The following is a 25,908-nucleotide window of genomic DNA, read 5'->3' on the forward strand; positions in this document are numbered from 1 at the left end:
GGATGGGACGAAGGACGCCGTACCGCGTGCTGCTCGGGATGCCCGGCGTGCCCGCGCAGGCCGTGCTCGGGTTCCTCGCCCAGCTCACGCAGCAAGTGGCGCCGGTGGGAATGGTGCTGGTCGTCGAGTCGGCGACCGGGTCCCTGGCGGTCGCGGGCCTCTGCGTCGCGGCCTTCTCCGTGGGCGCGGGCGTGGCCAGGCCCGTCCAGGGCCGTCTCATCGACCGGCGCGGGTCGCGTCGGGTGCTGGCGGGCGCGGCGTTCCTGCACGTCGCCGCGCTCATCGCGCTCGTCGCCGGTGCGGTCGCCGGGTGGCCCGTGTGGACGTTCGCCGGGCTGGCCGTGATCGCGGGGGCCGGGTTGCCGCCGATTTCGGTGACCATGCGGTTCGAGTGGGGCCGTCGTGTCGCGGGCGAAGGGCGCACCGCCGCCTACAGCCTCGTGTTCCTGGTGCAGGAACTGGCCATGCTCGTCGGGCCGCTGCTGTTCGGGCTGATGATCGCGGTGGCGTCCTCCTCGCTGGCGCTCGGCGTGGTCACGGTGGCCGCCGGGGCCGCGACGCTGGCCTTCTCACGGGCCCTTCGGGGAGGCCAGACCCCTGGGGCGCGGGACCGGGGACGGGTGTTCGCCGACCGGCGGATGCTGGTGCTGCTGGCCGTGGTGCTGATGCACGGCGGGGTCTTCGGGGCGCTGCAGGTCGGAGTGCCCGCGCTCGCCGCCGCTCGGGACGTTCCGGCCGCGGCTGGGGTGCTGGTGGCGGCGCTCTCCTTAGGAGGGATCGCGGGGGCGGTCGCCTATGGTGCGCGTTCGTGGATGTCGCCGGTCGAGGTGCGACTGGTGGCGCTGATGCTGGCGGTCGGGGTCATGCTGGCGCCGCTGATGCTGATCGGTGCGCTGCCGGTGTTCTGGGTGGTGCTGTGTGCGGGCGGGATGATGTTCAACCCGGCGTTGACGACGTCGTCGCTGCTGGTGGATGAGTTCGCGCCGGGGGCGCAGGCGGAGGCGTTCGGATGGGTGTCCACCGCCTTGGGGATGGGGGGTGCGATCGGATCGGGGGTGGCCGGGGTGGCCGGGGAACGGTTCGGCGCCTCGGCGCCGTTCCTGGTGGCCTCGGCATCCGCGCTCCTCGGCGCGGGGCTCGCCATGGTGCTGCTCAGGCGCGGGCGCGGGCGCGGTTGAGTGCGTCGGTGAAGCGGGCGTACCTGTCCAGTTCCTCCTCCACGGGGTCCAGCACCTGCTCCTTGCCGACCTGGCCGATGGCCGCACGCAGCGCCCTGGCCGTACGCCGAGCCCGGCGCCTGCCACCCGCCCAGGCGACCAGCCGCGACAACATCGCGATCACCACACCTGCCAGCGCACCGCCCACCAGCAGGACCGTCGGCCACGGCACATCGCCCACTGTGGGGAGCGGCGGCTGGGGCAGGCGCAGGTAGTCCATCCCGAACAACACGCCCAGCCACAGGGCGGCGGCCGCCATACCGGCGAACACCAGCCACTGCAGCACGTTCACGGCCCGCCACCACCTGGGGCGCCGGGTGGCGTCGATGGATGCCGTGGCCACCGCCCGATCCACCGCGTCCGCCAGGTCCTCGGAACGGGAACGCGCCGCCTGCCGCACCGCCGCGGCCCACGGCCCCGGCAGCCCCTCCACCGCCGACTCGCCGACGTCCCTGATCGCCGTCTCGACCTGCGCCCGCTGCACGGCGGACGCGGCCGGCACGGAGGTACGCCCGACGACCTCCCCTGCCTGCCTCCCGCGCAGCTCCCTTGACGCCCTGCCGGCCGGGGCGATGCCGCCGATGCGCAACCTGCGAAGCGGATCCGGCCGGAACCGCCGGGCCCATCGGGTCACCGGCCATCCGGTGGCGACGATTGCCCGATGCCGGTGCCCCTTGGCCACGGCCTCCACGACCAGCGGCACCCCGGCCGCCTCGGAGAGCGCGACCGTGAGCGCCCGATCCCGCTCGGCCGCGCGCTTGCCCCGGCCGCTCTCCGCACGACGCCCTGCCGCATCCGCATCCGACCCGCCCGAGTATGTCGTGAGGTGGTCTGCGGCGGCGGTGATGTCCGCGGCCAGGCGGGCGGACCAGGCTTTGCGGTGGGCGACGCGGTCTGCGAGGAGGGAGCGGAGCTCGGCCAGGCCGGTGCCGGTACGGGCCGAGACGGCGAGCACCGGCACACCTTCCAGCCCGTCGTCGTCCAGCAGCCGGCGCAGGTCGCGTACGCAGCGGTCGACGGCCTGCGGGGGCAGGCGATCCACCTGGTTGAGCACCACCACCGTCACGTCCCGGTGCCCGGCCAGCGGGCGCAGGTAGCGCTCGTGGAGTGCGGCGTCGGCGTACTTCTGCGGATCCACCACCCACACCAGTAGATCCACCATCTCGACGAGGCGGTCCACTTCCAGGCGATGGGAGAGGCGGATGGAGTCGTGGTCCGGAAGGTCAAGGAGGACGAGGCCGGACATGTCGGAGGTGGAGGCCGCGGCGTGGCGTTGTGGGATCTCGAGCCAGTCCAGCAGGGGGCCGGAGCCTTGCCCGTCCCAGAGCGCCGCCTGGGCCGTTGAGGTCGTGGGCCGGGTGACGCCGACGGTCGCCAGGTCCTCGCCGGCCAGGGCGTTGTAAAGTGACGACTTCCCGCTGCCGGTCGCACCCGCCAGGGCGGCCACGGTGTGGTCGAGGGACAGGCTGCGACGTACGCCGGCTCGTTCCGCGACCGACCGGGCGCTCGACACCGCCTGCTCGGCCAGCCGCCCCTCGCCCAGAGAGGCCGCCTCCAGCAGTGCGGCCAGCCGGGAGTCGAGTGACGGGCCTTCCTTGCGGCGCAGCAGCTTCACCGGCCCTCCTCCGGCGTCGTGCCGCCCTCCGACGGCGGCGAACCACCGGACGGCCCACCCCCACCGGCCTCGCCGCCTGAGGCTGAGTCGCGCCCCTGCTCGTAAGTCCGGCCCGGGCCACCCGCCGGCCCGGGACCGGTAGCCGAGCCGGGTGTTGCGGCCGTCGGGAGGTCGGCGTGGTGGGCGCGTACCGAGCGCAAGGCCGCGAGCAGCGCGTCCGCCGTGTCGCGCGGCGGCTCTATGACCTCCAGGAGGGCGTTGAACCGGGCGGACTCCGCATCGAGCAGCCCCCGCACCCGCTCACGTAGATCTTCCCGCGCCCGAGCCGTCAGCGTCCGCACCGCCTGGTCGCCGAACACCGCCTCCAGCAGCTTCTGCGACAACACGCTCGTCCCGCCTGCGATCCCCACCTCGATCCCGGTCAGCCCGCCCGTGGAGGCGAACACGGCCAGCATGAGCAGCAGCCCCGCCCCGTTCACCCCGAACGACGCCACCCGCGCCGTGGTCCGCTTCTCCGCGCCTTCGGCCCGCACCAGGTCCAAGACGTATTCCTGCCAGCCCCGCACCACCGACTCGGCCCGTTTGCCGAGGTCGGGCGAGGCGCGGCCGAGCCGGGCGGATTCGATGGCGCCGAGGCGTTCGAGCAGGCCGGGCCCGCCGGGCGCGGCCGACCAGCCCTCCAGGGCACGTTCGGCGGCCCCGTCGGCGGCGCCGCGGATCAGGGTCTCGACGCTGCTCTCCAGGGCCTCCTTGAGCTGGACCTCCGGCACCCGCCCCGTGAAGAAGCCGACAATGCGGTCGCGTAGCCAGCCCACCCGGCTCTCCAGGGAGCGCATGAGGTCGCCGGTGCCGATGAAGTCCTGCCAGCGGGCCAGCACCTCGCCCCGCAGCAGCGACCCGTCCCGCATGCCCTCGTCGAAGTCGGCCATCGCGCCGGCGTACGCGCCGGACACGATGGAGCGCAGCCCGTCGAAAGCGGCCTGCTGGCGCGAGACGGCCGTGGCCAGCGCGGGCACCCGGGTGTCCAGGCTGTCGAGCGCGCCCGACAACGTCTGGCGTACGACGCGCGCTCTTTCCGCGGCGTCGGCGGCCAGCCCGGCCAGCCAGGAGGCGATGGGCTGGACCGACGCGACCGGCAGCCGCGCCTTCTCGGACGGCAGCACCGCCTCCGGAACGGTGAACAGGCGGGTGCCGTCGAGGCCGTTCTCGGTGAGGAGGCGGGAGAGGTCGCGGGCGACGGGCTCGACGGCGTCCGGCGGCACCCGATCGAGTACGACGGCCAGTGCGGTGCTGCGTTCGCGTGCCGAGCGCAGGAAACTCCACGGCACCTCGTCGGCGTACCGGGCGGCGGTCGTGACGAACAGCCACAAATCCGCGGCGGCCAGCAGTTGGGCGGCGAGCTCCCGGTTCGACGTCACCACCGAGTCGATGTCGGGTGCGTCGAGCAACGCGAGACCGGCGCCCAGGGACGACGAGGTCACGACGCGTAGCGCACCCGGCCCTGAGCCGGTGGCGCGGGACAGCCCCGGCAGCACGTTCTGGCCCATGAACCAGGCGTGGTCGTCCGGGCTGACCACGAGCGTGGGGACCAACGTGGTGGGCCGCAGCACTCCCGGCTCGGCCACGTCGGCCCCGACCAGCGAGTTGACCAGCGTGGACTTGCCCGCCCCCGTGGACCCGCCGACGACGGCGAGCAGCGGCGCGTCCAGGGCACGCAGCCGGGGCAGCAGGTAGTCGTCGAGCTGCCCGGTCAGCTCCCGCAGCGCACGCCGGTCCGCCGCCGTCTCGCCGATCGTCAGGGGGAACAGGTCACGATCGAGCGGCCGGCGCAGTGACTCCAGCGCGCCCAACAGGTCCATAAACCCACGTTAGCCCTGTTCTTCGCACGATCGAGGTCGCAGCGCCTTTCCATGGCATTTCATGGACAATCGGGCTAGCTCGTCGGCGGTTCCCTCAGCACGTAGCCGACGCTCCGGAGGGTGTGGATGAGCCGCGGCTCGACGTCGTCCACCTTGCGTCTGAGGTAGGAGACGTACGACTCGACGACCCCGGCGTCCCCGCCGAAGTCGTAGTTCCACACGTGGTCGAGGATCTGCGCCTTCGAGAGCACCCGTCCGGCGTTGACCATGAAGTAGTGCAGCAGCTTGAACTCCGTCGGCGACAGCCGGATCTGGCGCCCGCCCCGCCACACCTCGCGGGCGTCCTCGTCCAGCTCGAGGTCGGCCACCTTCAGCTTGCTGGCGGGCGCGCCCTCGGACCGCGTGCGCCGCAACACCGCCCGGATCCTGGCCTGCACCTCTTCCAGGCTGAACGGCTTGGTCACGTAGTCGTCCCCGACCCGCAGCCCCGCGATCTTCTCCTCGGTGGCGTCGCGGGCGGTCAGGAACAACACGGGCGCGTCGATCCTCTTGGCCACCTCGAGCCCGTCGAGGTCGGGCAACATCACGTCGAGAACCACGAGGTCGGGCGAGGCCCGCTCGGCCACCTCCACGGCCTCCTGGCCGTCGGCGGCGGTCAGCACCTCGAACCCGGAAAAGCGCAGGCTGGCGGAGAGCAGATCCCTGATGCTGGGCTCGTCGTCCACCACCATGATCAGCGCCTCGCGGAACTCGCGGAGCTCGGGCTTCATCACCTACTTAGAGTGACGCAGCCACCTGAGGGTTAGCTGAAGGCTCACTCCAAGGCAAGTGGGAGTTCGACCCGGAAGGTGGAGCCGCTCTGCGGCGAGCTGTCCACGGTGACCGTGCCGCCGTGGGCCCGTACGAGCGCCTGCACGATGGCGAGGCCGAGCCCGCTGCCGCGATCCTCGGCCGAGCGGCGGCGGGACCTGGCGGAATCGGCGCGGTAGAAGCGTTCGAAGACGTGCTCGACCTGCTCGGGGGTGAGGCCGGGCCCGCTGTCGACGACCTCGAAGAAGACCTTGTCCGTGCCGGCCCCGACCCTGACGATGATCGGCGAGCCGGCCTCGGTGTGCACGATCGCGTTGGTGACGAGGTTGCTGACGACCTGGCGCAGGCGTACCTCGTCGCCGGAGACGATCAGGGCCGCGCCCCCGACCACGTCCAGCTTGATCACCCGATCGGGCGCGAGGATCCTGGCGTCCTGTACGGCGTCCGCGGCCAGCGCCAGCATGTCCACGGGCCGCATCTGCAGCGGCCGCTGCTGGTCCACCCGAGCCAGTAACAGCAGGTCGTCGACCAGCAGGCTCATCCGCCCGGCGGCCTTCTCCACGCGCTGCATCAGCTCGGCGGGGTCGGCTCCGGGGTTCTGCCTGGCGTATTCGGCGAAGCCGCGGATGGAGGTCAGCGGGGTACGCAGCTCGTGCGAGGCGTCGCCGACGAACTGGCGCATGCGGTCCTCGGAGCGCCGGGCCGCCGCCTCGGAGGCCGACCTGGCGGCGAAGGCGGCCTCGATCTGGGCCAGCATGCCGTTCAGCGACCTGGCCAGCCGGCCGACCTCGGTACGGGGGTCGGCGTCCGGCACCCGCCGGCCGAGCTCGCCGCCCGCGATGGCCTCGGCCGTGCGCTGGATCTGGCCGAGCGGGCGCATGCTGCGCCGTACGATCGTGACCCCCACGACGGCCAGGATGAGCAGGATGCCACCGCCGCCCAGCAACTCGATGAGCACCAGGCGCCGGGTGATCGCGTCGACCTCCTCCAGGTCCACCGCGACGACGAGCGTGCGCCCATCGACCAGGCTCTCCAGCACCCGCCACTCGCCGCTGCCCTTGACGGCGGGCGTCGTGTAGGGCTCGGGGCCCGCCACGGGCGAGAGGACGGGCTTGGGCTTCATGTCGACGTCGCGGTCGGTGAGCATCGGCACGAACTCGCCGCCGGGCTCCTTGACCAGGACGATCGCGTCCGACTCGATGAGGATGGGCCGATCGGAGATTTCCAGGTCCTTCTTGCCGATCGCGATGACCTTCTTGTACATGCGCACGCTGAGGAGCTGGAGCTGGCCGTCCACCCGGTCGATGAGATAGCCGTGCAGCACCGAGACGCTCACCAGGCCGATGAAGGTCATGCCGAATCCCAGCAGCGCCAGTGTCGACGCGATCAGCTTGATCCTCAGCGGCAGGCCGCGCATCAGGGACTCGGCGGCAGGCGAAGGACGTATCCGACACCACGCAGGGTGTGGATGAGCCGAGGACTCCGGTTGTCGATCTTCCGGCGCAGGACGGACACGTACGACTCCACGATGCCTACCTCGCCCCTGAAGTCGTAGTCCCACACGTGGTCGAGGATCTGGGGCTTGGACAGGACCCGGCCGGCGTTCGTCATGAAGTACCGCAGCAGCTTGAACTCCGTCGGCGACAGCGCCACCGCGTTGCCCCCGCGCCACACCTCGTGGCTCTCCTCGTCCAGCTCGATGTCGGCGAACGTCAGCCGCGGCGGCGCCGCCTGCTGCTCCCCGGCGGTCCGGCGGAGCACCGCGTGGATCCTGGCGACCACCTCTTCCAGGCTGAACGGCTTGGTGACGTAGTCGTCGCCGCCGATCGTGAGACCGCGGATCTTGTCCTCGGTCTCGTCACGGGCGGTCAGGAACACCACCGGCGTGTGCACTCCGCCGCCGCGCATGCGCTTGACGATTTCGAAACCGTCCAGGTCGGGCAGCATGACGTCGAGCACGACGAGGTCAGGGCGGTGCCGTTGCACGGCGGCGACGGCGTCGAGGCCGCTCTTGGCCGTGGTCACGTCGAATCCCGCGAACCTCAGGCTCGCGGCGAGGAGTTCGAGGATGTTCGGATCGTCCTCGACGATTAGCAGGCGTGATTCCATCACATCCAAGGATGCCCTCATCGGACGAGTGCTGGGACAATTCCGGCAATGTGCCGGGCAATCGCCAGGCTGGACGTGGCGGCCGGGGAGGGCGCGTTGCGTACCAGAACCACGTTGTCGTGCACGTCGACCACGAAGTCGTCGACCATGCCGCCGTCCCTGGCCACGGCCTGGGCGCGGACGCCACTACGCGCCCGGGTCAGGTCGGCGGCGGTCAGCTCGGGAACGTAGCGCTGCGCGCCTTTGAGGAAGGCGCTCTTGATGAGTGATCCGCGGATCTCTTTGAGGCCGGTGCGCCAATGGCGACGGGCGAGGCGTATGGTGCCCGGCCAGCCGAGAATTTGCCGGAAATTTCGGATATTGCGCCATCCGTAGCCCTCGTAAGCCAGGGCGAGCACCGCATTCGGCCCCACCAGCACCCCGCCATCCGTCTGCCGGGTCAGGTGCACGCCCAGGAACGGATACCGCGGATCGGGCACCGGATAGATCAGCCCGCGAACGAGATCCTTGGCCGCACCCCTCAGCGCGTAGAACTCCCCGCGGAACGGGACGATCCTGACATCCCCCGGACGCCCGGCCATCCTGGCCACCGCGTCGGTCCCCAGCCCTCCGCACACCACCAGCCGGTCGAAGGTGAACCTGCGCCGCCCCGCCAGGACCTGCACGCCCGCCGAGCGCTCCCTGATCGCCCGTACCGGGTGCGAGAGCCGTACGGACCCGCCCATTTCCACCACGTCGAGCGCCAGCCGGCGGGCGACGGCGGCGAAGTCGCAGATCGCGGTGTGCGGCGAGTGGATCGCGCCCACGCCCACAGCGTGCGGCTCGATCTCACGCAGCGCCAGCGCGTCCAGCTCGGCGATGCCCGGCACCCCGTTGGCGCGGGCGCGCTCGGCCAGCGCGTGGAGCCGCGGGCGCTCGGCGCCGGTGCTGGCGATCACCAGCTTGCCGACCTCGTCGTACGGCAGCTCGTTCGCGGCGCAGTAGTCCTTGAGCAGCGCCACGCCCTCCCGGCACAGCCTGGCCTTGAGCGAGCCCGGCGGGTAGTAGATGCCCGCGTGCACGACGCCGCTGTTGTGGCCGGTCTGATGGGCGGCGACGCGGCTCTCCTTCTCCAGCACCGTCACTTCGGCACCCCGGGTGGTGGCGAGCTCGCGCGCCACCGCCAGCCCGACGATGCCCGCGCCCACGATCCCGATCTTCTCCGTCACACGACGATTTTCCGGCTAACCGGCCCTTACCGCCATATCTGGACGAATCGAACATGAGTACGATGCACGTATGTACCTCCCGCCGGAGTGGCCCGCCGAGGTCCGTCCACCCAGCGTTCCGGACTGGGAGACCTCGGCAGTGGCCTGGCTGCTCGACGCGGTGCCGCCGGAATACCGCGCGTACGAGGTGCTCCGCAGGCACCCTGTGGCCCTGGCCAGCATGGCCAGGCACCATGTGGCCGCCGCCATCGAAGGCGCACGGGCCGGCTATCGGGCGGCGGCGGTTGATCTGAAAGGGCATCTGGCGCCGCATGTCATCGAAGCCGTCCTGGACACCTACCGGGAGGAGGGGCCGCGACTCGTGCGCCTGTCCCGCAGCATCGCCGCCGTCGAGGCGGCCCTTCGCGGCGACATGTTCACGACCCTCCGTCCTCGATAAAAGATCAACCTCACGGTGTCGCCTTCATCACCCGCCGCACCTGGTGACGGCGACGGGTGTGTCGCCTTATCGCCCGCCGCACCTGGTGACCGCTTCGCCACCGAAATCGGTCAAGCATGCGCCGTTTCGGCGGCGCGGCGGTGAAGCCGGTAAGCGTCTCCCTGGAGGGCCGGTCACCGACGTCGGCGGTTGGAGCGCCGCTGGGCGACCGTAAAAGATGATCGCCGTCACCGGGTGCGGCGGGCTATGAAGGTGATCACGCCTGTGGCCGCCACTGCCGCCGCCAGCCAGATGAAGACATCCTTGGCCGTCAGCCCTCCCCCACCGCCGTCGGCTGCCGCCTGCGGTGACGGCTCTGGCGTGCTCTCGGCACTGGCCGGGCTGGGTGTGGGCGTGGGCGTGGGCTGGGCGCGAGCCGGGAGTGGGACCCGGTAGACCGGGCTCTTCGGCCCTTCTGTGCCGGTGAGCAGGGCGGTGCCGTCCAGGGTGTAGGCGATCGATTCTGACTGCTTCAGGTCCGGCATCGTCACCTTGGAGATCGACTCGCCGGAGGGTTTGTAGAGGGTGGCGGAGAAGTAGGTGCGGATGACGTAGGAGGAGCCGTCGGGGGCGTAGGCCGCGTCGGTGGCCATGATGGGCGCGCTCGCGACCTTGCGCAGGATGTTGGGGCGGTCCGTGCGGAGCTTCTTGGGTGCGGCGTAGACGGAGCCGGCGAATTCCTTGGACACCACGTAGAGGCGGCCGGTCTTCGGGTTGATCATCATGCCTTCGGCGTTGCGGGCGCCGTCGGCGTACCGGAAGCGGTAGCGGGTCGCGGGCAGGACGGCGTCGCCGAGCGTGCGAGGCTCCATCACCTTGTAGATGGAGATGTCCGGCCACGCCCCGTCCAGGTTGTCACCGATGTCGGCAAACCAGAGCACCCCGCGGCCGGTCGCCGGGTCCTTGGTCGCCGCCATCGCCTCCCAGTCCCTGGCCTGCGCCCCTCGCACCTGATAGGTGGCCCGAGTGCGCCCGTTGCCGTCGACCGCGTAGAAGGTCGGGGTGGCGGCGCTGTCGTTGTGCGTGTAGTAGACGCCGCCGTGCGTCGGCGACATGGCCAGGCCACTGGACTCCGTGATCTCCGGGTCCTTGAAGGTGAAGAGCTTCTCCGTCCCGTCGTCCGCCGCATGGGCGGGAACGGCGGCAAGACAGCAGGTCGCCGCGGCGACGGCAAGCACCCTGATCATGACATCCCCCACGCCGCCATCATGCCTCACCCGCCGCCTTCCAACGAGGACATCCACGGCCGCTCGCGGTCGCCGGCTACACCTTCCGCACCTGGGAAGGCTCGAGCCGCTGACCGACCCTGGCGCTGTGGCGGTGGAAGCCGAGCCCCTGGAGCACCGCCAGCAGCCCGTTGGCCGCCGCCATCGCCACCCACAACCCGGTGATCCCCCATGTCCTCGCCACGGGCACGGCGGCCAGGACGAGGAGGCCGTACCCGACGGCGAAGTACCACAGGCTCGCGCTCGACCGCTTCAGCGCGGTCAGCCCCATGCCCTTGACGGCCTGCGCGGCGTCGCACAACGACGACAGCAGCATCAGCGGCAACAACGCCAGCGCCCGCTCGCGGACCGCCGGGTCGTCGCTGAACAACGTCAGGACCTGCGTGCCGAACACCAGCAGCAGGAGCGCTCCCGCTCCCGCTCCCATCATCGCCAGCAGGGTGGCGGTCCGGCTGGCGCGCCGGGCTTCGGCGGCGTCACCGGCCCGGGTCACCTCCGGCACGGACGCCTGGCCCACGGCGACCGAGGCCACCAGGATGAGGCCGGTGAGCGTGGTCAGCACCGCATGCGCGGCGGTGTCCCGCACGCTGGTGGTGCTCGCGGCGAAGGTGACGACGCCGAGCACACCGAATTTGATCAGTACGGTGGCCGCCAGCGGGATGCTGACCCGGGCCAGCCCGACGATCTCCCCAACTCTGGGCCCCGCCCACCCGACGGCGCGCCCGAACGCGCGACGCTGGTTGAAGACCGACACGATCGCCGCCGCCGTCCCCGAGACCAACCAGGCCAGGCCGACCCCGGTGAGCCCGAGCGTCGGCACCAGCACGACGGCCAGCACGCTGAGCAGCACCGCGGCGGTCAGGCTCGCCCACAACACCTGGGGATTGCGCCCGAGTGCGATCAGGATGGTGCTCGTGCCGCCCGTGGAGGCGAAGACCATCACGGAGACGGCGAGGAAGTAGGGCAGCAGGCCAAGCTCGCGCACCACCTCGGCGGGCACCCCGGTGGCCCCGGCCAGCAACGGCACGCACAGCACCGCCAGGGCGCCGACCGCCCCGGTGGCGAGGCTGAGCCAGCGCGCGTCCCGCACGATCGGCACGGCCGCCGCAGGCTCCTCACGGTGCGGGGCGACGAACGGTCCCAGCCCGCGTAACGCGCCCTGGACGGCGGCGGTCGCGGGGTTGGCCACGGCGATCGTGACAGCGAACGCGGCCAGCGTGACGGTGTCGTGTTTGCCCAGCACGGAGGTGACCACCACCGAGCCCACCATGCCCGTGACCATCGCGACGAACAGCGGCACCGCGCCACGAAGCAGAGCGATCACCCGACAACCCTATGGCCTGGAGCGCACTCCAGGTCTCTAGGGTTTGAACCATGGAATACGTCAACCTCGGACGCAGTGGCCTGCAGGTGAGCCCGCTCTGCCTCGGCACCATGAACTTCGGCCCGCAGACCTCGGAGGAAGACTCCTTCGCGATCATGGACAGGGCCCTGGAACTGGGCATCAACTTCTTCGACACCGCCGACGTCTACGGCTGGAAGCAGGGCGAGGGCGTCACCGAGCAGATCATCGGCCGGTGGTTCGCCCAGGGCGGCGGGCGCCGGGAGAAGACCGTCATCGCGACCAAGCTCAACGGCCCGATGAGCGACTGGCCCAACGACAAGAAGTTGTCCGCGCTCCACATCCGCAAGGCCTGTGACGCCTCGCTGAAGCGGCTGCAGACCGACTACATCGACATCTACCAGGCCCACCACGTCGACCGGGACACCCCGTTCGAGGAGTTCTGGGAGGCCATGGAGATCCTGCGCCAGCAGGGCAAGATCATCTACGTCGGCTCGTCCAACTTCGCCGGCTGGCACCTCGCCAAGGCCCAGGAGACGGCGGCCAAGCGTAACTTCAACGGATTCATCAGCGAGCAGTCCCACTACAACCTGCTCACCCGCACGGTCGAGCTGGAGGTGCTGCCCGCGTGCGAGGACTACGGCCTCGGCGTGATCCCGTGGAGCCCGCTGGCCGGCGGCCTGCTCGGCGGTGTGCTCCGTAAGATCGACAAGGGCCGGTCGGCCGCCGACCACATGGTCAAGCAGCTCGAGAAGCACCGCGACAAGATCGAGCAGTACGAGAAGTTCTGCGACGAGCTGGGCGAGGAGCCGGCTTACGTGGCCCTGGCCTGGCTGCTCAAGCAGCGGGCGGTCACCGCGCCGATCATCGGCCCGCGCACGCTGGAGCAGCTCGACGGCAGCATGCGGACCCTGGAGATCGAGCTGGACGAGGCCGCCCTGGCCCGCCTGGACGAGATCTTCCCCGGCCACAGGACGGCCCCGGAGGACTACGCCTGGTAGGTCGAGTCGGCAGCGCGCCGAGGGCCACGATCAGGTCAGCAGCGCGCCGATGACCACGATCAGCAGGAGCACGCCGAGCACGATGGGCAGCAACCAGGGGCGAGGACGATCCACGACCTGGAGCCTAGCCCCGCTCGGCGGGTGCGAGCGCCCATTCGGCGAGTGACTCGTACCTCACATGGGGTCCCGGATAACTGCGGACGAGATGGACCCGCTCCGCCCGCCACGGGGAGCCGCTGAACCCGGACAGCGACTCGACCAGCGGGCGGAGGTCCGTCTCCACCTTGGCGCGGGCCAGCGTGAGATGCGGGTGGAAACGTTTCTCGTCGGTCTGCGTGGCGCCGGCGCGGCGGGCGCCCGCCTTGACCGAGTCGGCCAGCCTGGTCATCGAGTCGCCGGTGACGCCGATCCAGAAGACCCTGGCCCGCCGTAGCGAAGAGAAGCCGCCGAAGCCCTCGAAGGCGAGGTCCAGCGCAGGGTGTCTGCGTACGGCACGGGCCAGGCGCACCTCCATCTCTGGCAGCACCTCCTCCGGCACCTCGCCGAAGAAACCGAGCGTGATGTGCCAGCCGGCCCGATCCGGCCAGCGCAGCCCCGGCACCTGCCCGACGTGCGGCGCGATCGCGCGCGAGATCTCGTCCAACACCTCGTCGGGCGGCACGAGGGCCGCGAAGAGCCTCATGCCAATCGATTATCCCGCCATGGCGAGAACAGGCCTCCTGCGGACCCGGCGGCCGATCAGGCGCGTCATGAGCACCGCCAGCCCGGTTCCGGCCAGCACCAGCACGCCGGACAGGATGACGCCGGCGCGTGGTCCGCCCAGCTCGGACAGCCACCCGATCAGCGGTGCGCCGAGCGGCGCGCCACCGGTGAACACCAGCATGTAGATGCCCATGACCCGGCCCCGCATCTCCGGGGAGGTGGCGAGCTGGACGCTGGCGTTCGCGGCCGTGTTGATGGTGATCAGCGCGATCCCGGTCGGGATCAGCAGCAGCAGGTAGGCCGGGTAGAAGGGCGCGAGTCCGGTGGCGATCTGGAACAACCCGAACCCGAGCGCCCCGGCGAACAACACCTTTTTCGACAGCCTGGCCCGGCGCGCCGCGAGCAGCGCCCCGCCGAGCGCGCCCACCGCGAACATGCTGGAGGCCAGCCCGAACGAGGACGCGCCGGCCTTGAACACCTCACGGGCCATGAGCGCGATCGACATCGAGAACGACTGCGAGAACATCGACACGAACCCGATCAGCAGCACCGGCATGAGCAGCTCCTCGCGCCGGATGACGTACTTCAGGCCCTCTCTGAGCTGGCCCTTCGCCCTCGGCACCGGATCCGTCGGGTTGAGCTCGGACTTCCTCATGAAGACCAGGCTCGAGATGACCCCGCCGAACGTCAGGGCGTTGATGAGGAAGAGCGGTCCCGTTCCGCCGAACACGTAGATCAGCACGCCGGCCAGCGCCGGGCCGACCACGCGGGCCAGGTTGAAGATGGAGCTGTTGAGCGCGATCGCGTTCGGCAGGTCCCTGCGGCCGACCATCTCGACCACGAACGCCTGCCGCGTCGGCACCTCCACGCAGGAGATCATGCCGAGGACGAACGCCATCACGTAGACGTGCCACACCTGGGCGGAGCCGGTCATCGTCAGCACGCCGATGGTGAGTGCGAGCGCGGCCATCAGCGTCTGGGCGGTGATGAGGATGGGCCGCTTGGGGTAACGGTCGGCGAGGACGCCGCCGAACATGCCGAACAACAACATCGGCAGGAACTGCAGCGCGGTCGCCGTGCCGAGCGCCGCCGCGCTGCCGTGGGTGAGATCGAGCACCAGCCAGTCCTGGGCGGTGCGCTGGAGCCAGGTGCCGACGTTGGAGACGGTGCCACCGGCGGCGAACATGCGGTAGTTGTGAATGTGGAGCGACCGGAACATCCCGGTCTTGCGTTGCTCAGGCTCTATATCTTGCTGAGCTTCTCCAGAATCGGAGCGGCCTGCCTGAGGATCGACCTCTCCTCCGGCGAGAGCTCCTTCAGCCGCTGTGTCAGCCACGCCTCCTTGCGGCGCCGCTCCTCCTTCAGCAGCTTCTCGGCGGCCTCGGTCACGGTCACGGTCACCTGGCGCCGGTCGGTCGGATGCGGGGTACGGGCGAGCAGACCGCGTTCCTCGAGCGCCGCGATCACGCGCGTCATCGAGGGCGGCTGCACCTTCTCGAGCTCGGCCAATTCGCCGGGGGTTATCCCGGAATGCCGTTCTACGGCCGCGAGCGTCGCGAACTGTGTGGGCGTCAGCGAGTGCGCCGCCGCCTGCCGTCGTAGGCGCCTGGTCAGCCTTGCGAGCGAAACGCGCAAGGCCGAAGCCAGGCCTGCGTCGCTGCGCAGGTCCATCTTGTGCTGGGTGTTGGTTAGCATGAGTCATTACCTTTGCTAACTATACGGCATAGCAAGATATTTCCCAATCCGTGAGGGTTTGTCTCACCCTTGATACCCCGAAGCCGCCCCACGCGCGCGGGGCGGCTCCAGGCAGATTGCGTGCTCAGAGTCCGAGGAGCGCCCGGATCGGGCCGATCGCGAAGTAGAGCGCGAAGAGGATGGCGACGCCCCACAGCAGCGGGTGAATCTCCCGCGCCTTGCCGCGGACGACCTTGATCAGCACGTAGGCGATGAAACCGGCGCCGATGCCGTTCGAGATCGAATAGGTGAACGGCATGATCACGATGGTGAGGAACGCCGGGATCGAGATCTCGTAGTCGCTCCAGTCGATGTCGCGCACCGCGGTCATCATCAGGAAGCCGACCAGGACCAGTGCGGGGGCGGCGGCCTCGTACGGGACGACCTGGACGAGCGGCGCGAAGAAGATCGCCACCAGGAACAACAGTCCCGTGACGACGCTGGCGAGGCCAGTGCGAGCGCCCTCGCCGACGCCGGCGGCCGACTCGATGTAGGTGGTGTTCGAGGAGACCGAGCCCGCGCCACCAGCCGCCGCGCCCAGCGAGTCGACGAGCAGGATCTCCTTGGTACGCGGCAGCGTCCCGTCCTCCTGGACCAGGTTCGCCTGCCGGCCGACGCCGACGATCGTGCCCATGGTGTCGAAGAAGTCCGTGATGAGCAGCGTGAACACCAGCAGCGCGGCCAGCAGCACATCGACGCGGATGAAGCCGCCGAACGGGTCGAACTCGGTGAACAACACGAACGGGTTGTGGAATCCGAAGATCTGGTCGGGGACGACGGGGCGGTTCAGCTGCCAACCGCCGGGGTTCTCCGCCGAGAAGGTGCCGGCCTTCGCGAGCAGCTCGACGATGATCGCGAGGATGGTCGTGCCGATGATGCCGATGAGGATGGCGCCCTTCACCTTGCGCGCCACCATCGCGGCCGTGGCCAGCAGCCCGATGATGAACACGAAGATCGGCCACGAGGTCAGGCTGCCCGCGATGCCCATCTCCAGCGGCGGCCCGGCGGGCACGCGGCGCACGAAGCCCGCGTCCACGAAGCCGATCAGCGCGATGAACAGCCCGATGCCGACGCTGATGGCGGTCTTGAGCTGGGCCGGGATGGCGTGGAACACCGCCGTCCTGAGCCCGGTCAGCACCAGGACGGCGATGATGACGCCTTCGAGGAAGACCAGGCCCATCGCCTCCTCCCAGGTCATCACCGACGCGATGCTGAAAGTGACGAAGGCGTTCAATCCCAGCCCGGCGGCCATGGCGAAGGGCACCCTGCCGATGACGCCCATGAGGATCGTCATCACACCCGCCACGAAAGCCGTGCCCGCGGCGACCAGCGCCACCTTGGGCGTCGTGCCGTCGCCGATGTACTGGCCGGTCACGTCCTTGCCGGTGGCGATGATGAGGGGGTTCAGCACCACGATGTACGCCATGGTGAAGAACGTGGCCAGGCCGCCGCGGATCTCACGGGAGAATGTCGATCCCCGTGCGGAGATTGCGAAGAATCGATCTATTGCGTTACGAGTGTCGCTCACGACGCGAAGAGTGACAGCATGCGTGAACTGCGAAAAGTGGCAGTGATGAGATCGAGACCCGATTGGAAGCCCGATGAGAAATCTGCTCATCGGACTGTCGCTACGGTCTGGACCAGGCGCAGACGGTGGGGCGGCAGTCCGATGAAGCAGGTTTCTTGTCGGTAGGCTGGATCCGTGAAGCAGGAGTGGCACCCCGATCCCGAGCCGATCAAGACCAATGACGTGGCGGCCGTCGCCGTGGGCACCGCCCTGTGGGCCGTCGCCCTGGTCGTTCTGCTGATCTTCCGCCCCGCCCCGGGGAACGAGTGGTGGATCTGGACGTGCGTGACCGGGATCGGCTTCGGCTTCCTCGGCATGTGGCTGGTGCGCCGCCCCAGGAGCTGACATTCGTCATCTCCTGCGCTTCCCCGAAGTCACCCTCAAGCGGTGTTACCGCCCACTACATCGGCATATCCCCGGGCGACCATGCTTGTCAGCATGAAGAAGCCCATCGCGACATTTCTCCTGGGGGCAGCGGTCCTCACCGGCTGCGGCATCGGCACTGAGTCGGCGGACACCTCCGCCCCCACCGCCAAGAACGCGGGCACGGTCGCGTGGACCAAGTGCACCGATCTGACCGGCCCCGACGGCAAGCCGGTCGCCCCCGGCCCCGGCGTCGAGTGCGGCAAGATCCAGGTGCCGCTCGACCACGCCCAGCCTGACGGCGAGAAGATCGACCTCGCCCTGATCCGGATCAAGGCCGCCGGCGACGACCGCCTCGGCTCGCTCGTCTTCAACTTCGGCGGCCCCGGCGGGTCGGGCGTGGACACGCTGGCCATGGCCGCCAGCGCGTTCGGCAACCTGGGCACCCGGTACGACCTGGTCAGCTTCGACCCGCGCGGCGTCGAGCGCAGCTCCGGCGTCAAGTGCGGCGGCCAGATCGACAAGCTGCTGGAGGCCGAGAACAACGCCGCAGGCGACCGGCTGGCCAAGGAGTTCGCGACGGCCTGCAAGAAGGACTCCGGCAAGATCCTGCCGTACGTAGGCACCGTGCAGGCCGCCAAGGACCTCGACCTCATCAGGGCCGCGGTGGGAGACACACGCCTCAATTACTTCGGCCTGTCCTACGGCACCCACCTCGGCGCCGTGTACGCCACCCACTTCCCCAAGAACGTCGGCCGCTTCGTCCTCGACAGCGCCTTCGACCCGAGGGGCGGCTTCGAGGAGCGGGCGGTCACCCAGGCGACCGGCTTCGACCGGGCCTTCGAGGCGTTCGCGAAGGACTGCGTGGCCCAGAGCTGCGAGCTCGGCACCGACCCGGCCGCCGTCGAGCGGACGGTCGAGCAACTGCTCAACGGGTTGAAGGACAAGCCGCTCAAGGTGGGAGAGCGGCAGCTCACGTACGGGCTGGGCCAGCTCGCCGTCATCACGCCGCTGTACGCCAAGGCCACCTGGCCGATGCTGGAGCAGGCCGTCGCGGCCGCCATCAAGGGGAACGGCACCGCGATGCTCACGCTGGCGGACTCCTACACCGGCCGCAAGGCGGACGGGACGTACACGACGGCGATGACGAGCCTGCAGGCCATCAACTGCGCCGACAACGCCGAACGCCCCACCGCCGCCGAGGTCGCCCAGATCAACGAGCGGATCAAGGAGATCTTCCCGATCCTGGCGACGGACGCGTCGATCGGCGTGTGCGCCCACTGGCCGGTGCCCGGGGACGATGCCGCCAAGCGCATCGACGCCACCGGCTCGGCACCCATCGTGGTGATCGGCGGCAAGGGAGACCCCGCCACGCCCTACCAGTGGGCCGAGACGCTGACGCGGCAGCTCAAGACCGGTGTCCTGGTCACCTATGAGGGTGAGGGGCACGGCGCTTATCTGAGCGGGAACGGGTGCGTGATGAAGGCGGTGGACGCGTACGTGCTGGAGGGCACGGTCCCCGCCCAGAACACCACCTGCCCCGCCTGACCCATCGCCACCGCGGCTCCCCGGTGCGGCGTACGGGCCCCAGCCGCCCATGGCCGCGCCCGGGCCCGCACGCCAACCGGCGCCGTCCGACCGGCAGCGCGTCAAGCAGCGGCCGTCAGGACAGGTCGGCCTCCGCCAGGAGGAGCGGCACCGACTCCGGGTCGCGGAGCAGGGCGGCCACCGCGAGCCGGTCGTTCCACTGGCCCGTGGCCCAGGCCAGCCCGCGGGCCAGCCCATCGACCCCCGTGCAGTGGACGGCACCCTCGAAGTATCGCCACGCGCACTCCACCCCGTCCACCAGCAACTTCTCGTGCTCCACATACGTCTCAGGCGCTGTGGGCAGCAGGGACCGCACCTCGGCGGGCACCGGCCGGACCTCCCCCTGCGAGGTGACCTCTCCCGCGGTCAGCTCCCCGGCCAACGGCAGGTCGAGCAGCTCCGACAACGACTCGGCCAGATCGTACGGGGCCAGCACCAAGGGCCGGTCCACGACGAGCTGCAACAGGTCAGGAGCCTCCACGACGACCGCGTCGTCGGCCGGCACCACCACGATGTCCCCGCGGAGCACGGCCCGCACCCGGGACGGCGGCGCCACCCGCGACGGATCCACGGCCGCCAGGGCGACCCACAGCGCACGCAGCTGGGCCCGGTCCACCTCGATGGACTCGTCGGCCATCAGGTCCAGCAGCTCCTCCGGGCCGCCGTGCGAGGCCAGCAGCTCGGTCAGGGTCGTACGCACCCCCAGCATCGACAGCGCGCCCTCGTCGAGTTCAGGGGACGCGTCGGCGTAAAGGCCCTGGAGGAGCGGGTCGGCCCCGGGCAGCCGCAGCTCCAGAGGCTTGCGCCCGCCCAGCACCGGATGGTTGGCCAGCCACCACGCCGTATAGGACGGCACCTCCACACCCTCGATCCGCAGCGGATGCAGGGCGGCCCGCAACGGCGGCCTGGTGAGCAGCTCCAGCGCGGCCGGCCAGTCGGCCACCAGCTCCAGATCCCGCACGGCCGTGAACTCGGCCACCAGCGGCGGCACGTCCAGCTCGGGCAGCAGATCGAGCACGTGGTCGAGCCACTCGTCCTCGCCGTCGAGATCGTGGTCGCACTCGTCGGGGTCGAGCAGCACGTCCTCGTCCTGCACCATCGCGAACCCGTCTAGCACCCCCGCGGCGGCCAGCACCCGCGCGCCGTAGGTCTCCTCCAACTCGGCCGCGGCCACCCCGATGTGCGTGCCGGGCTCCAGCACGCCCGCCAGCGCCCCGTCGGCCAGCATGAGCTCACCGGCCGGGTAGAGCTCGCCGTCGGTGCCGGGCAGGGCCAGCTCGGCGAGCCACGGCGCCTCACCGGGCGCCAGCCCGGCCGCGTCGACGAGGGACAACACGGCCCGCGCCACCAGCTCATGGTCCGGGCTGTCGAGCGACTGCGCGACGGCGGCCTTGGTCAGCGGGTCCTCGAGGACGGTGCGCGGCGTGGCCTCGGCGGCGCCCAGCCTGAGCAGCGCGGGGTGGGCGGCGTCAGGGTGCACGATGCGCAGCCCGAGCGGGGTCAGGTCGAGCTCGGCCCCGCCGTCGGTGAGGATCAGCGTGCCGCGCGGCCCGCGTACGAGCCGCCCGTCCGTCAGGGGCACCGGCAGGGCGCCGAGCGACTCGGGATCGTCGGCGGGCAACACCTCGTAGAGCGAACGCCACCACGACGGCTCGCGTGCCTCCACGGCCTCGCCGGACAGCAGGTCCACGACATCGGACAGCTCCACCTTGCGTACGCCGAGCGCCGTCATGGCAGGATGCCGCGGCGGCCACCCGGCGGGCAGCAGCCCCGGCACGAAGCCGGCGACCGTCTCCAGCAGCTCCCCCGACCCCGACGTGAGCACGGCCGCCTCACGGCCGGAGACCACCCATCCGTCGGCGCCGGGCTCTGGCGCCGGGTGCTCGACCTGCCACTCGGCATCCGGCTCGTAGACCTCGGCGTCGGCGAACGACGGACTCTGCACGACCGGCGCGGGCGCGGACAGGGCAGGCAGGAGGGGCGTGCCGGGCAACCGGCCCAGCACGGCCCTGCGGATCCTGGCGTCGAGCTCGCCCTTGCCCATGAGGGAGGGCACGAGGTCCAGCAGCTTGGGCGTGCGCGGCAGCTCACGCAGGAGCTTGACGTACGCGTCGGCGGCCCGTTCGACGAGGAAGTCGGTCAACGGCCCCTTGGCGACGTGCCGCCGGTCGGTGGCCATCGGGAAGGAGGCGATCAGCAGCGCGGGCAGGTCGAGCGGCTCATCGCTGGGCGTGGGAGCGTGCACGACGGGCGGCACTGTGCCCGGCAGCGGCCCGGGGTCCCCGGTGCCGGTGAGGGGCACCGCCCAGCGCAGCGACCAGTAGGGGCGGGCACGCTCCTCGGTGGGCCGGTCGGCGAAGAGCCTGCTCACCTCGTCCGGCGTGAACTCGCCCGACTCCGACACCACGTGCCAGCCGTCGGCTACCACCCTGCGGACTGTGCCGTCGAGGTCGACCTCGATGGCCTCCAGCGCGGGCATGCCGAGCAGCAAAGCGGGGCTGGTCTCGGTCAGCATGCCCCGGACCGCCTCGACGGCGGCCTGGTCGCGCAGCGGCAGGCGGACGAGCGTGTCGAACCCCTCGGGGATGTCGACCATGGGCGGCTCGTCGAACGGCAGCCTGAGCAGCGGCACGTGCCCCGACCGGTCGGCGAGCTCACCCGCCAGCGCGTGGATCTCGCCGACCAGGGCGGCGGTCTCCGTACGGGACCACCGAACGGCGCCGCTTCCGCGCGAGCCGATGGACGGCGCGTCGGTGACCGACACCACCGCCGCGAACCCGACACCGAACCGCCCCGCCGCGCCTGCCTCGTCCCGCTTGCCCGAGGCCCGCAGCGTGGACAGGCTCTGCACGCCGGTGGCGTCGAGCGGGGCGCCGGTGTTGGCGGCCGTGAGCACGTCGCCGCGCAGCGTCAGCCGGAGCACCCCTGGCACGCCCGCGCGCAGCGCCGCGTCGGCGGCGTTCTGCGCGAGCTCGACGATCAGCCGGTCGCGGTAGCCGCCGAGCGCGAAGTCCTCCTCGGCGTTGGCGTCCTCGCGGAACCTGGCCGGCGAGGCCGTCCAGGCCGCCAGGACGGCGGCTCGCATCCGGTCACAGCCAAAGGTGTCGGTCATCGATCACGATCCAGTGTTGAGGAGTAGGGGGCCAGGGTAGGTTAGCGGCCCCGGCCGACAACGATCGCCGCCTTCACCGACCACCGGGGCAGCCCGCTGACCGGACTCCCGATCGGGCGCACGCCGCCACATGAAGGCAGCGCCAAAGCCCCGCCCGGCGGGTCCCACCAGCCGTGGCGGGTCCCACCAGCCGTGGCGGGTCCCACCAGCCGTGGCGGGTCCCACCAGCCGTGGCGGGTCCCAACAGGCCCGCGAGCCCCACCGGCCCCGCGAGCGCCGGCGGCGGCTGCTGTTGGGGCGGCGGGCCGGGCCATGGGCGGCGGGTCCGGGTCAGGAGTGCCCGAGCTCCTCGGCGCCGGACTCGTCGACCGACCCGGCCGCCGCTTCCTCCTCCATCAGGTCATACCCCAGGTCGTCGAGGATCGGGATGGCCTGCTCCACCGGCGGCGGCAGGACCGCGGCCTCGGAATGGGCGCCGCAGCCATGGTCGGCGGCGACCACCTTGCCGTCGTCCGGCGCGTACTCATTGGTGCAGACCCCGAACATCTGCCGCAGCGAACCCGCGAGCAGCCAGTAAAACCCGCAGGTGGAGCACTGCGCGGGAGCGGCGTGTGCGATCGGCGTATGCGGCCCGTGCTCGCCCGAGTGCCAGCGTCTGGCCGCCCGGTCTTTGCCAATGGCCGAGAGCACACGGGCTCGGCCCAGGCCGTACTCGAAAACCGCCTGGTGATCGGCGTCCTCGCCGGTCTCCGTGAACCCCGGGGCGAGTCTGTCGTCGTCCTCCGGGGTGGGCAGCAGGTCGCCCACGCCGAGGTCGCCGGGGCGCAGGCGCTCACTCCACGGCAGCCATTCGGGGGCGAGCAGCGCGCCGGTGCCGGGCAGCAGGACGGCCTCGCTGACCGTGACCTTGCGGGCGCGCGAGGCACGGGTGACCGTGACGGCCCAGCGCCAGCCGTGGTAGGCCCGGTCGAGGCAGGCGAAGTAGTGGGTGACGATCCGGTCGCCCTCGCTCTCATAGCCGAGGTGCTCGCCGGGCTCGCCCGGCCGCGCTAGCTCCTCGGCCGCGGCGCGCGCCAGATCGACCGCGGCCGCGCAGGCCTGGTCGGGAGCGGGGACGCGGGCCCTGGTCCGGCTCATCGGACCGCCTCCGGCGAAAGGTGCTGTTCGCTCACACTTCATTCTCACCCATGACCGGACCTGGACGGGCACACAACGGGGGATCCTCCTCCGTCTCGGCAGACGAATCGGGTAAGACTGGTAGGCGTGGAGGGTGGCTGGGAGCGAGCTCGCGAGATCACGCGGCGCGTCGGGCGAGGAGTCGCCGACGCCGGCCGCGCGACCGCGCGTGCCGGAAAGGCCACGGCCAGCGGCACCGCGCGGGCCGGCAAGGCCACGGCCAAGGGCGCGCAGAAGGTCGGGAAGGCCACGCGGAGGCTGACGTACGCCAATGGCGCCGACCGCACCGGGCTCGGCCGGCTGATCGAGCTGTCGGCGGGCAACAGCGCAAGCGACGCGCTGGTGACGGTGGCGCTGGCGAGCACGGTCTTCTTCGGCGTGCCCGTCGGCGAGGCACGCGGCTCGGTGGCTCTCTACCTGGTCATCACGATGTTGCCGTTCGCGCTGCTGGCGCCGTTCGTGGGGCCGATACTCGACAGGTTCAGGTCGGGGCGGCGTTACGTGATGGCGGGCACGTTGTTCGGGCGCGGCCTGCTGTGTTTCGCGATGGCCGCCGCGGTCGGCCCCGGCGACCTGCCGACGTTGTTCATCGGCGCGCTGGGCGTGCTGGTGTTGTCGAAGGCTTACAACGTGTCCCGGGCGGCGATCATGCCGAACGTGCTGCCCGCCGACATCACGCTGGTGTCGGCGAACGCGCGGGTGGCGCTGTTCACGCTGGTCGCGGCGGGGGTGGCGGTGCCCGTCGGGGCGGGCATGACGGCGTGGCTGGGCAGCGCGGCGGTGCTGCGCATCGCGATGGTGGCCTTCCTGCTGCTCGGCGTCGTCGCGGTACGCCTGCCGCGCCACGTCGACTCCCCCGACCTGGAGGAAGAGGGCGCCCAGCCGTCCCGCTGGCGCACCCTGCTCAAGGTCGGCCCCGCGGTCGCCGAGGCCGTCTGGGCGAACCTGGCCATCCGCGTCTTCTCCGGCTTCCTGCTGTTCTTCCTGCTGTTCCTGGTGCAGGACAAGGCGGTGCCGTGGCTGGCGGTGAACCAGTCATGGGCGCAGGATCCGTTCTTCGACATCCCCAAGACGATCGCGCTGCTGGCCGCGGCGGCGGGGCTCGGCGGCCTGGCAGGCGCGGCCGTGGCGAACTGGACGCGTAACCACGCCCCTCAGCTGATCGTGCTGATCACGCTGGCCGTGACCGTCGTGACGACGATCGTCACCGCGATCTTCTTCGGGCTGTGGGCCGCGCTGGCGATCTCCCTCATCACGGCGTTCGCGCAGGAATTGGGCAAGCTCGCGCTCGACGCGATCGTGCAGCGGGAGATCGGCGAGGAGGTGCGCTCGTCGACGTTCGGCGTCGTCGAGGCGGTGCTCCAGCTCGCCTGGGTGTTCGGCGGCCTGATCGGGCTGCTGCTCTCGCTGACCGGGAGCAGCCTGGCCGGCCTGGTCACGCTGGCCGTCGCGCTGACCGTCGCGCTCGGCTGGCTGCTGGTGGCCAGGAGCAAGCGCGTACGCGCCACCAACGCCAAACTGGCCAGGCAGCGGGCCGAGGCGAGCGAGCACGCCCCGCGGCGGGCCGAGGAAGACGACCTCGACCCGCAGCCAGGCGACACGCTGGACTCGACCAAGCCGCTGACCAACCCTTTCGGCTGATACGGCTGACCGCCCGTGCGGCGCCTACGCGTCGAGGTCGTCGGCGACGGCCCTCAGGACCTGGGCGATCTTCTTGGCGTGCGCCGCGTCCGGGTGCTTGCCGCGCTGATAGGAGGTCGAGATCTCGTCCAGCAGCTTGATCAGATCCTCGACGATGACCACCATCTCGTCCGGCTTCTTCCGCTTTCCCTTGGGCTTGGGCTTGGCCAGGGTCGGCGGCTGCTCCAGGATCCTGACGGAGAGCGCCTGCTGGCCGCGACGGCCCTCGGCGACCCCGAACTCGACCTTTTGGCCGGGCTTGAGCGGGCCTGCGCCAGTGGGCAGCGCGGATGAATGCACGAAGACCTCACCGCCGTCGTCGCGGGTGAGGAAGCCGAATCCCTTGTCGGCGTCGTACCACTTGACCTTGCCACTCGGCACAGGAGGACCTCGTTCAAACAGTCGAAAAGCTGGATGGATGTAGGTTATGCCCCGATGAGCGCCAGGGCGAGCGCATAAATGCCGGTGAATTACCGGAGTTCGTCGCGCTGGGACCAACCGGTGTACCACTCGGCGAATTCGGTCAGATCAGACAGCGCCACATCGGCTCCGTGCTCACGCAGCTCTCCCACCGTGTAAGGACCGGTCGCGACGGCCACGCTCACGGCCCCGCCCGCACGCGCCGCCTCGATGTCCGCGACATGGTCACCAACATAGGCCGCCGCGCCGAACCGCGCGAGTGCCGAACCCTTGCCCGCGCCGAAAACCGAGCCGACCACCTCGTCCACGACCAGGCCGAGCACCTCGACCGTGCCGATGGCGTCACGTTGGTTCTTGCCGGTCACCACGATGACCCGGCCGCCGGCCGCGCGTACGGCGGCGATCGCGTCGTGCGCGCCCGCCATGGCGGTGTGCACCGGAACCCCCATCTCCGGATAGATCTCCCGATACAGCTCCGCCGCCGCGGCGACCTCCTCAGCGGGCAGCCAGTTGGCCAGCTCGACCTCCAGGGGCGGGCCCAGCCGCGAGACGACCGCCGCGCTGTCGATGGGCACCCCCAAACGCACGGACAGCTCATCGTAAACCGCAGCGATACCCGATCGCGTATCCGCCAATGTCATGTCAAGGTCGAAGCCCACCGAAGTCATCACATGTGCAGGATGCCAAACCCTCCTCGACCCC

22 protein-coding genes are annotated in these 25,908 nt (G+C 70.8%); 6 read left to right on the plus strand and 16 right to left on the minus strand.

Features of this window, described 5'->3' with window-relative positions; all coding sequences use genetic code 11:
• Positions 1-2: 2 nt before the first annotated feature.
• Entirely contained in the window at positions 3-1,178 is a 1,176-nt protein-coding gene (locus EDD27_RS39630; protein WP_127936944.1) for an MFS transporter, read from the plus strand.
• Here EDD27_RS39630 and EDD27_RS39635 read toward each other — a convergent pair.
• From EDD27_RS39635 to lhgO, 6 genes are all read right to left on the minus strand, one after another.
• On the minus strand, positions 1,153-2,832 hold the full coding sequence (locus EDD27_RS39635; RefSeq protein WP_127936945.1) for a YfjP family GTPase: 1,680 nt from the start codon (positions 2,830-2,832) through the stop codon (positions 1,153-1,155). The two genes, EDD27_RS39630 and EDD27_RS39635, sit on opposite strands and share 26 nt — an antisense overlap.
• A complete protein-coding gene (locus EDD27_RS39640; protein WP_241564503.1) occupies positions 2,829-4,691 on the minus strand; it encodes a dynamin family protein in 1,863 nt (620 codons plus the stop codon). Before EDD27_RS39640 ends, EDD27_RS39635 begins: the two co-directional genes overlap by 4 nt.
• 74 nt (positions 4,692-4,765) lie before the next feature.
• Entirely contained in the window at positions 4,766-5,461 is a 696-nt protein-coding gene (locus tag EDD27_RS39645; protein ID WP_127941271.1) for a response regulator transcription factor, read from the minus strand.
• A gap of 44 nt (positions 5,462-5,505) precedes the next feature.
• Complete coding sequence (locus EDD27_RS39650) at positions 5,506-6,918, minus strand: sensor histidine kinase (protein ID WP_127936946.1); 1,413 nt, start codon at positions 6,916-6,918, stop codon at positions 5,506-5,508.
• Positions 6,918-7,610, minus strand: a complete 693-nt coding sequence (locus EDD27_RS39655; RefSeq protein ID WP_127936947.1) for a response regulator transcription factor — start codon at positions 7,608-7,610, stop codon at positions 6,918-6,920. The genes EDD27_RS39650 and EDD27_RS39655 overlap by 1 nt, the downstream gene beginning before the upstream one ends.
• 17 nt (positions 7,611-7,627) lie before the next feature.
• On the minus strand, positions 7,628-8,818 hold the full coding sequence (lhgO, locus tag EDD27_RS39660) for an L-2-hydroxyglutarate oxidase (protein ID WP_127936948.1): 1,191 nt from the start codon (positions 8,816-8,818) through the stop codon (positions 7,628-7,630).
• Positions 8,819-8,888: 70 nt separating this feature from the next.
• Between lhgO and EDD27_RS39665 the strand changes: the two genes are divergently transcribed.
• Positions 8,889-9,257: a hypothetical protein gene (locus EDD27_RS39665; RefSeq protein WP_127936949.1), complete on the plus strand. Its 369-nt coding sequence runs from the start codon at positions 8,889-8,891 to the stop codon at positions 9,255-9,257.
• Between the two features lie 227 nt (positions 9,258-9,484).
• On the opposite strand, the gene EDD27_RS39670 is transcribed toward EDD27_RS39665, so the two are convergent.
• Together EDD27_RS39670 and EDD27_RS39675 are read right to left on the minus strand one after the other, a co-directional pair.
• Positions 9,485-10,495, minus strand: a complete 1,011-nt coding sequence (locus EDD27_RS39670) for a hypothetical protein (RefSeq protein WP_127936950.1) — start codon at positions 10,493-10,495, stop codon at positions 9,485-9,487.
• Between the two features lie 64 nt (positions 10,496-10,559).
• Positions 10,560-11,846: an MATE family efflux transporter gene (locus EDD27_RS39675; protein ID WP_127936951.1), complete on the minus strand. Its 1,287-nt coding sequence runs from the start codon at positions 11,844-11,846 to the stop codon at positions 10,560-10,562.
• Positions 11,847-11,896: 50 nt separating this feature from the next.
• On the opposite strand from EDD27_RS39675, the gene EDD27_RS39680 reads away from it, so the two are divergent.
• Positions 11,897-12,865 carry an aldo/keto reductase gene (locus tag EDD27_RS39680; RefSeq protein WP_127936952.1) on the plus strand — a complete coding sequence of 323 codons (969 nt, stop codon included), beginning with the start codon at positions 11,897-11,899 and terminating at the stop codon, positions 12,863-12,865.
• Between the two features lie 124 nt (positions 12,866-12,989).
• On the opposite strand, the gene thpR is transcribed toward EDD27_RS39680, so the two are convergent.
• The 4 genes from thpR to EDD27_RS39700 all read right to left on the minus strand — a co-directional run bounded on the left by thpR (position 12,990) and on the right by EDD27_RS39700 (position 16,919).
• Positions 12,990-13,547: an RNA 2',3'-cyclic phosphodiesterase gene (gene thpR, locus EDD27_RS39685; RefSeq protein ID WP_127936953.1), complete on the minus strand. Its 558-nt coding sequence runs from the start codon at positions 13,545-13,547 to the stop codon at positions 12,990-12,992.
• A 9-nt stretch (positions 13,548-13,556) separates the two neighbouring features.
• On the minus strand, positions 13,557-14,786 hold the full coding sequence (locus EDD27_RS39690) for an MFS transporter (protein ID WP_127936954.1): 1,230 nt from the start codon (positions 14,784-14,786) through the stop codon (positions 13,557-13,559).
• A 23-nt stretch (positions 14,787-14,809) separates the two neighbouring features.
• Positions 14,810-15,262: a MarR family winged helix-turn-helix transcriptional regulator gene (locus EDD27_RS39695; RefSeq protein WP_127936955.1), complete on the minus strand. Its 453-nt coding sequence runs from the start codon at positions 15,260-15,262 to the stop codon at positions 14,810-14,812.
• 124 nt (positions 15,263-15,386) lie between these two features.
• Complete coding sequence (locus EDD27_RS39700; protein WP_127936956.1) at positions 15,387-16,919, minus strand: NCS2 family permease; 1,533 nt, start codon at positions 16,917-16,919, stop codon at positions 15,387-15,389.
• A gap of 84 nt (positions 16,920-17,003) precedes the next feature.
• Between EDD27_RS39700 and EDD27_RS39705 the strand changes: the two genes are divergently transcribed.
• Both EDD27_RS39705 and EDD27_RS39710 read left to right on the plus strand, forming a co-directional pair.
• Positions 17,004-17,213, plus strand: coding sequence for a DUF2530 domain-containing protein (locus tag EDD27_RS39705; protein WP_127936957.1), 210 nt, complete (start codon positions 17,004-17,006; stop codon positions 17,211-17,213).
• A gap of 93 nt (positions 17,214-17,306) precedes the next feature.
• The gene (locus EDD27_RS39710; RefSeq protein ID WP_127936958.1) at positions 17,307-18,779 is read left to right on the plus strand and encodes an alpha/beta hydrolase; all 1,473 of its coding nucleotides are present in this window, start codon (positions 17,307-17,309) and stop codon (positions 18,777-18,779) included.
• 115 nt (positions 18,780-18,894) lie between these two features.
• Here EDD27_RS39710 and EDD27_RS39715 read toward each other — a convergent pair whose 3' ends face one another.
• Together EDD27_RS39715 and EDD27_RS39720 are read right to left on the minus strand one after the other, a co-directional pair.
• Positions 18,895-21,930 carry a sacsin N-terminal ATP-binding-like domain-containing protein gene (locus EDD27_RS39715; protein WP_127936959.1) on the minus strand — a complete coding sequence of 1,012 codons (3,036 nt, stop codon included), beginning with the start codon at positions 21,928-21,930 and terminating at the stop codon, positions 18,895-18,897.
• Between the two features lie 330 nt (positions 21,931-22,260).
• A complete protein-coding gene (locus EDD27_RS39720; protein ID WP_127936960.1) occupies positions 22,261-23,067 on the minus strand; it encodes a DUF3027 domain-containing protein in 807 nt (268 codons plus the stop codon).
• Between the two features lie 126 nt (positions 23,068-23,193).
• Here EDD27_RS39720 and EDD27_RS39725 point away from each other — a divergent pair, with 126 nt between their 5' ends.
• Positions 23,194-24,747 (plus strand): MFS transporter, encoded by a 1,554-nt coding sequence (locus EDD27_RS39725; RefSeq protein ID WP_127936961.1) that lies wholly within the window; start codon positions 23,194-23,196, stop codon positions 24,745-24,747.
• Positions 24,748-24,771: 24 nt separating this feature from the next.
• On the opposite strand, the gene EDD27_RS39730 is transcribed toward EDD27_RS39725, so the two are convergent.
• Together EDD27_RS39730 and EDD27_RS39735 are read right to left on the minus strand one after the other, a co-directional pair.
• Positions 24,772-25,167, minus strand: coding sequence for a cold-shock protein (locus EDD27_RS39730; RefSeq protein ID WP_127936962.1), 396 nt, complete (start codon positions 25,165-25,167; stop codon positions 24,772-24,774).
• 89 nt (positions 25,168-25,256) lie between these two features.
• Positions 25,257-25,874: an HAD family hydrolase gene (locus EDD27_RS39735; protein WP_127941272.1), complete on the minus strand. Its 618-nt coding sequence runs from the start codon at positions 25,872-25,874 to the stop codon at positions 25,257-25,259.
• Positions 25,875-25,908 lie beyond the last annotated feature (34 nt).

Origin of the sequence: Nonomuraea polychroma, assembly GCF_004011505.1 — a bacterium.
Lineage (GTDB): Bacteria > Actinomycetota > Actinomycetes > Streptosporangiales > Streptosporangiaceae > Nonomuraea > Nonomuraea polychroma.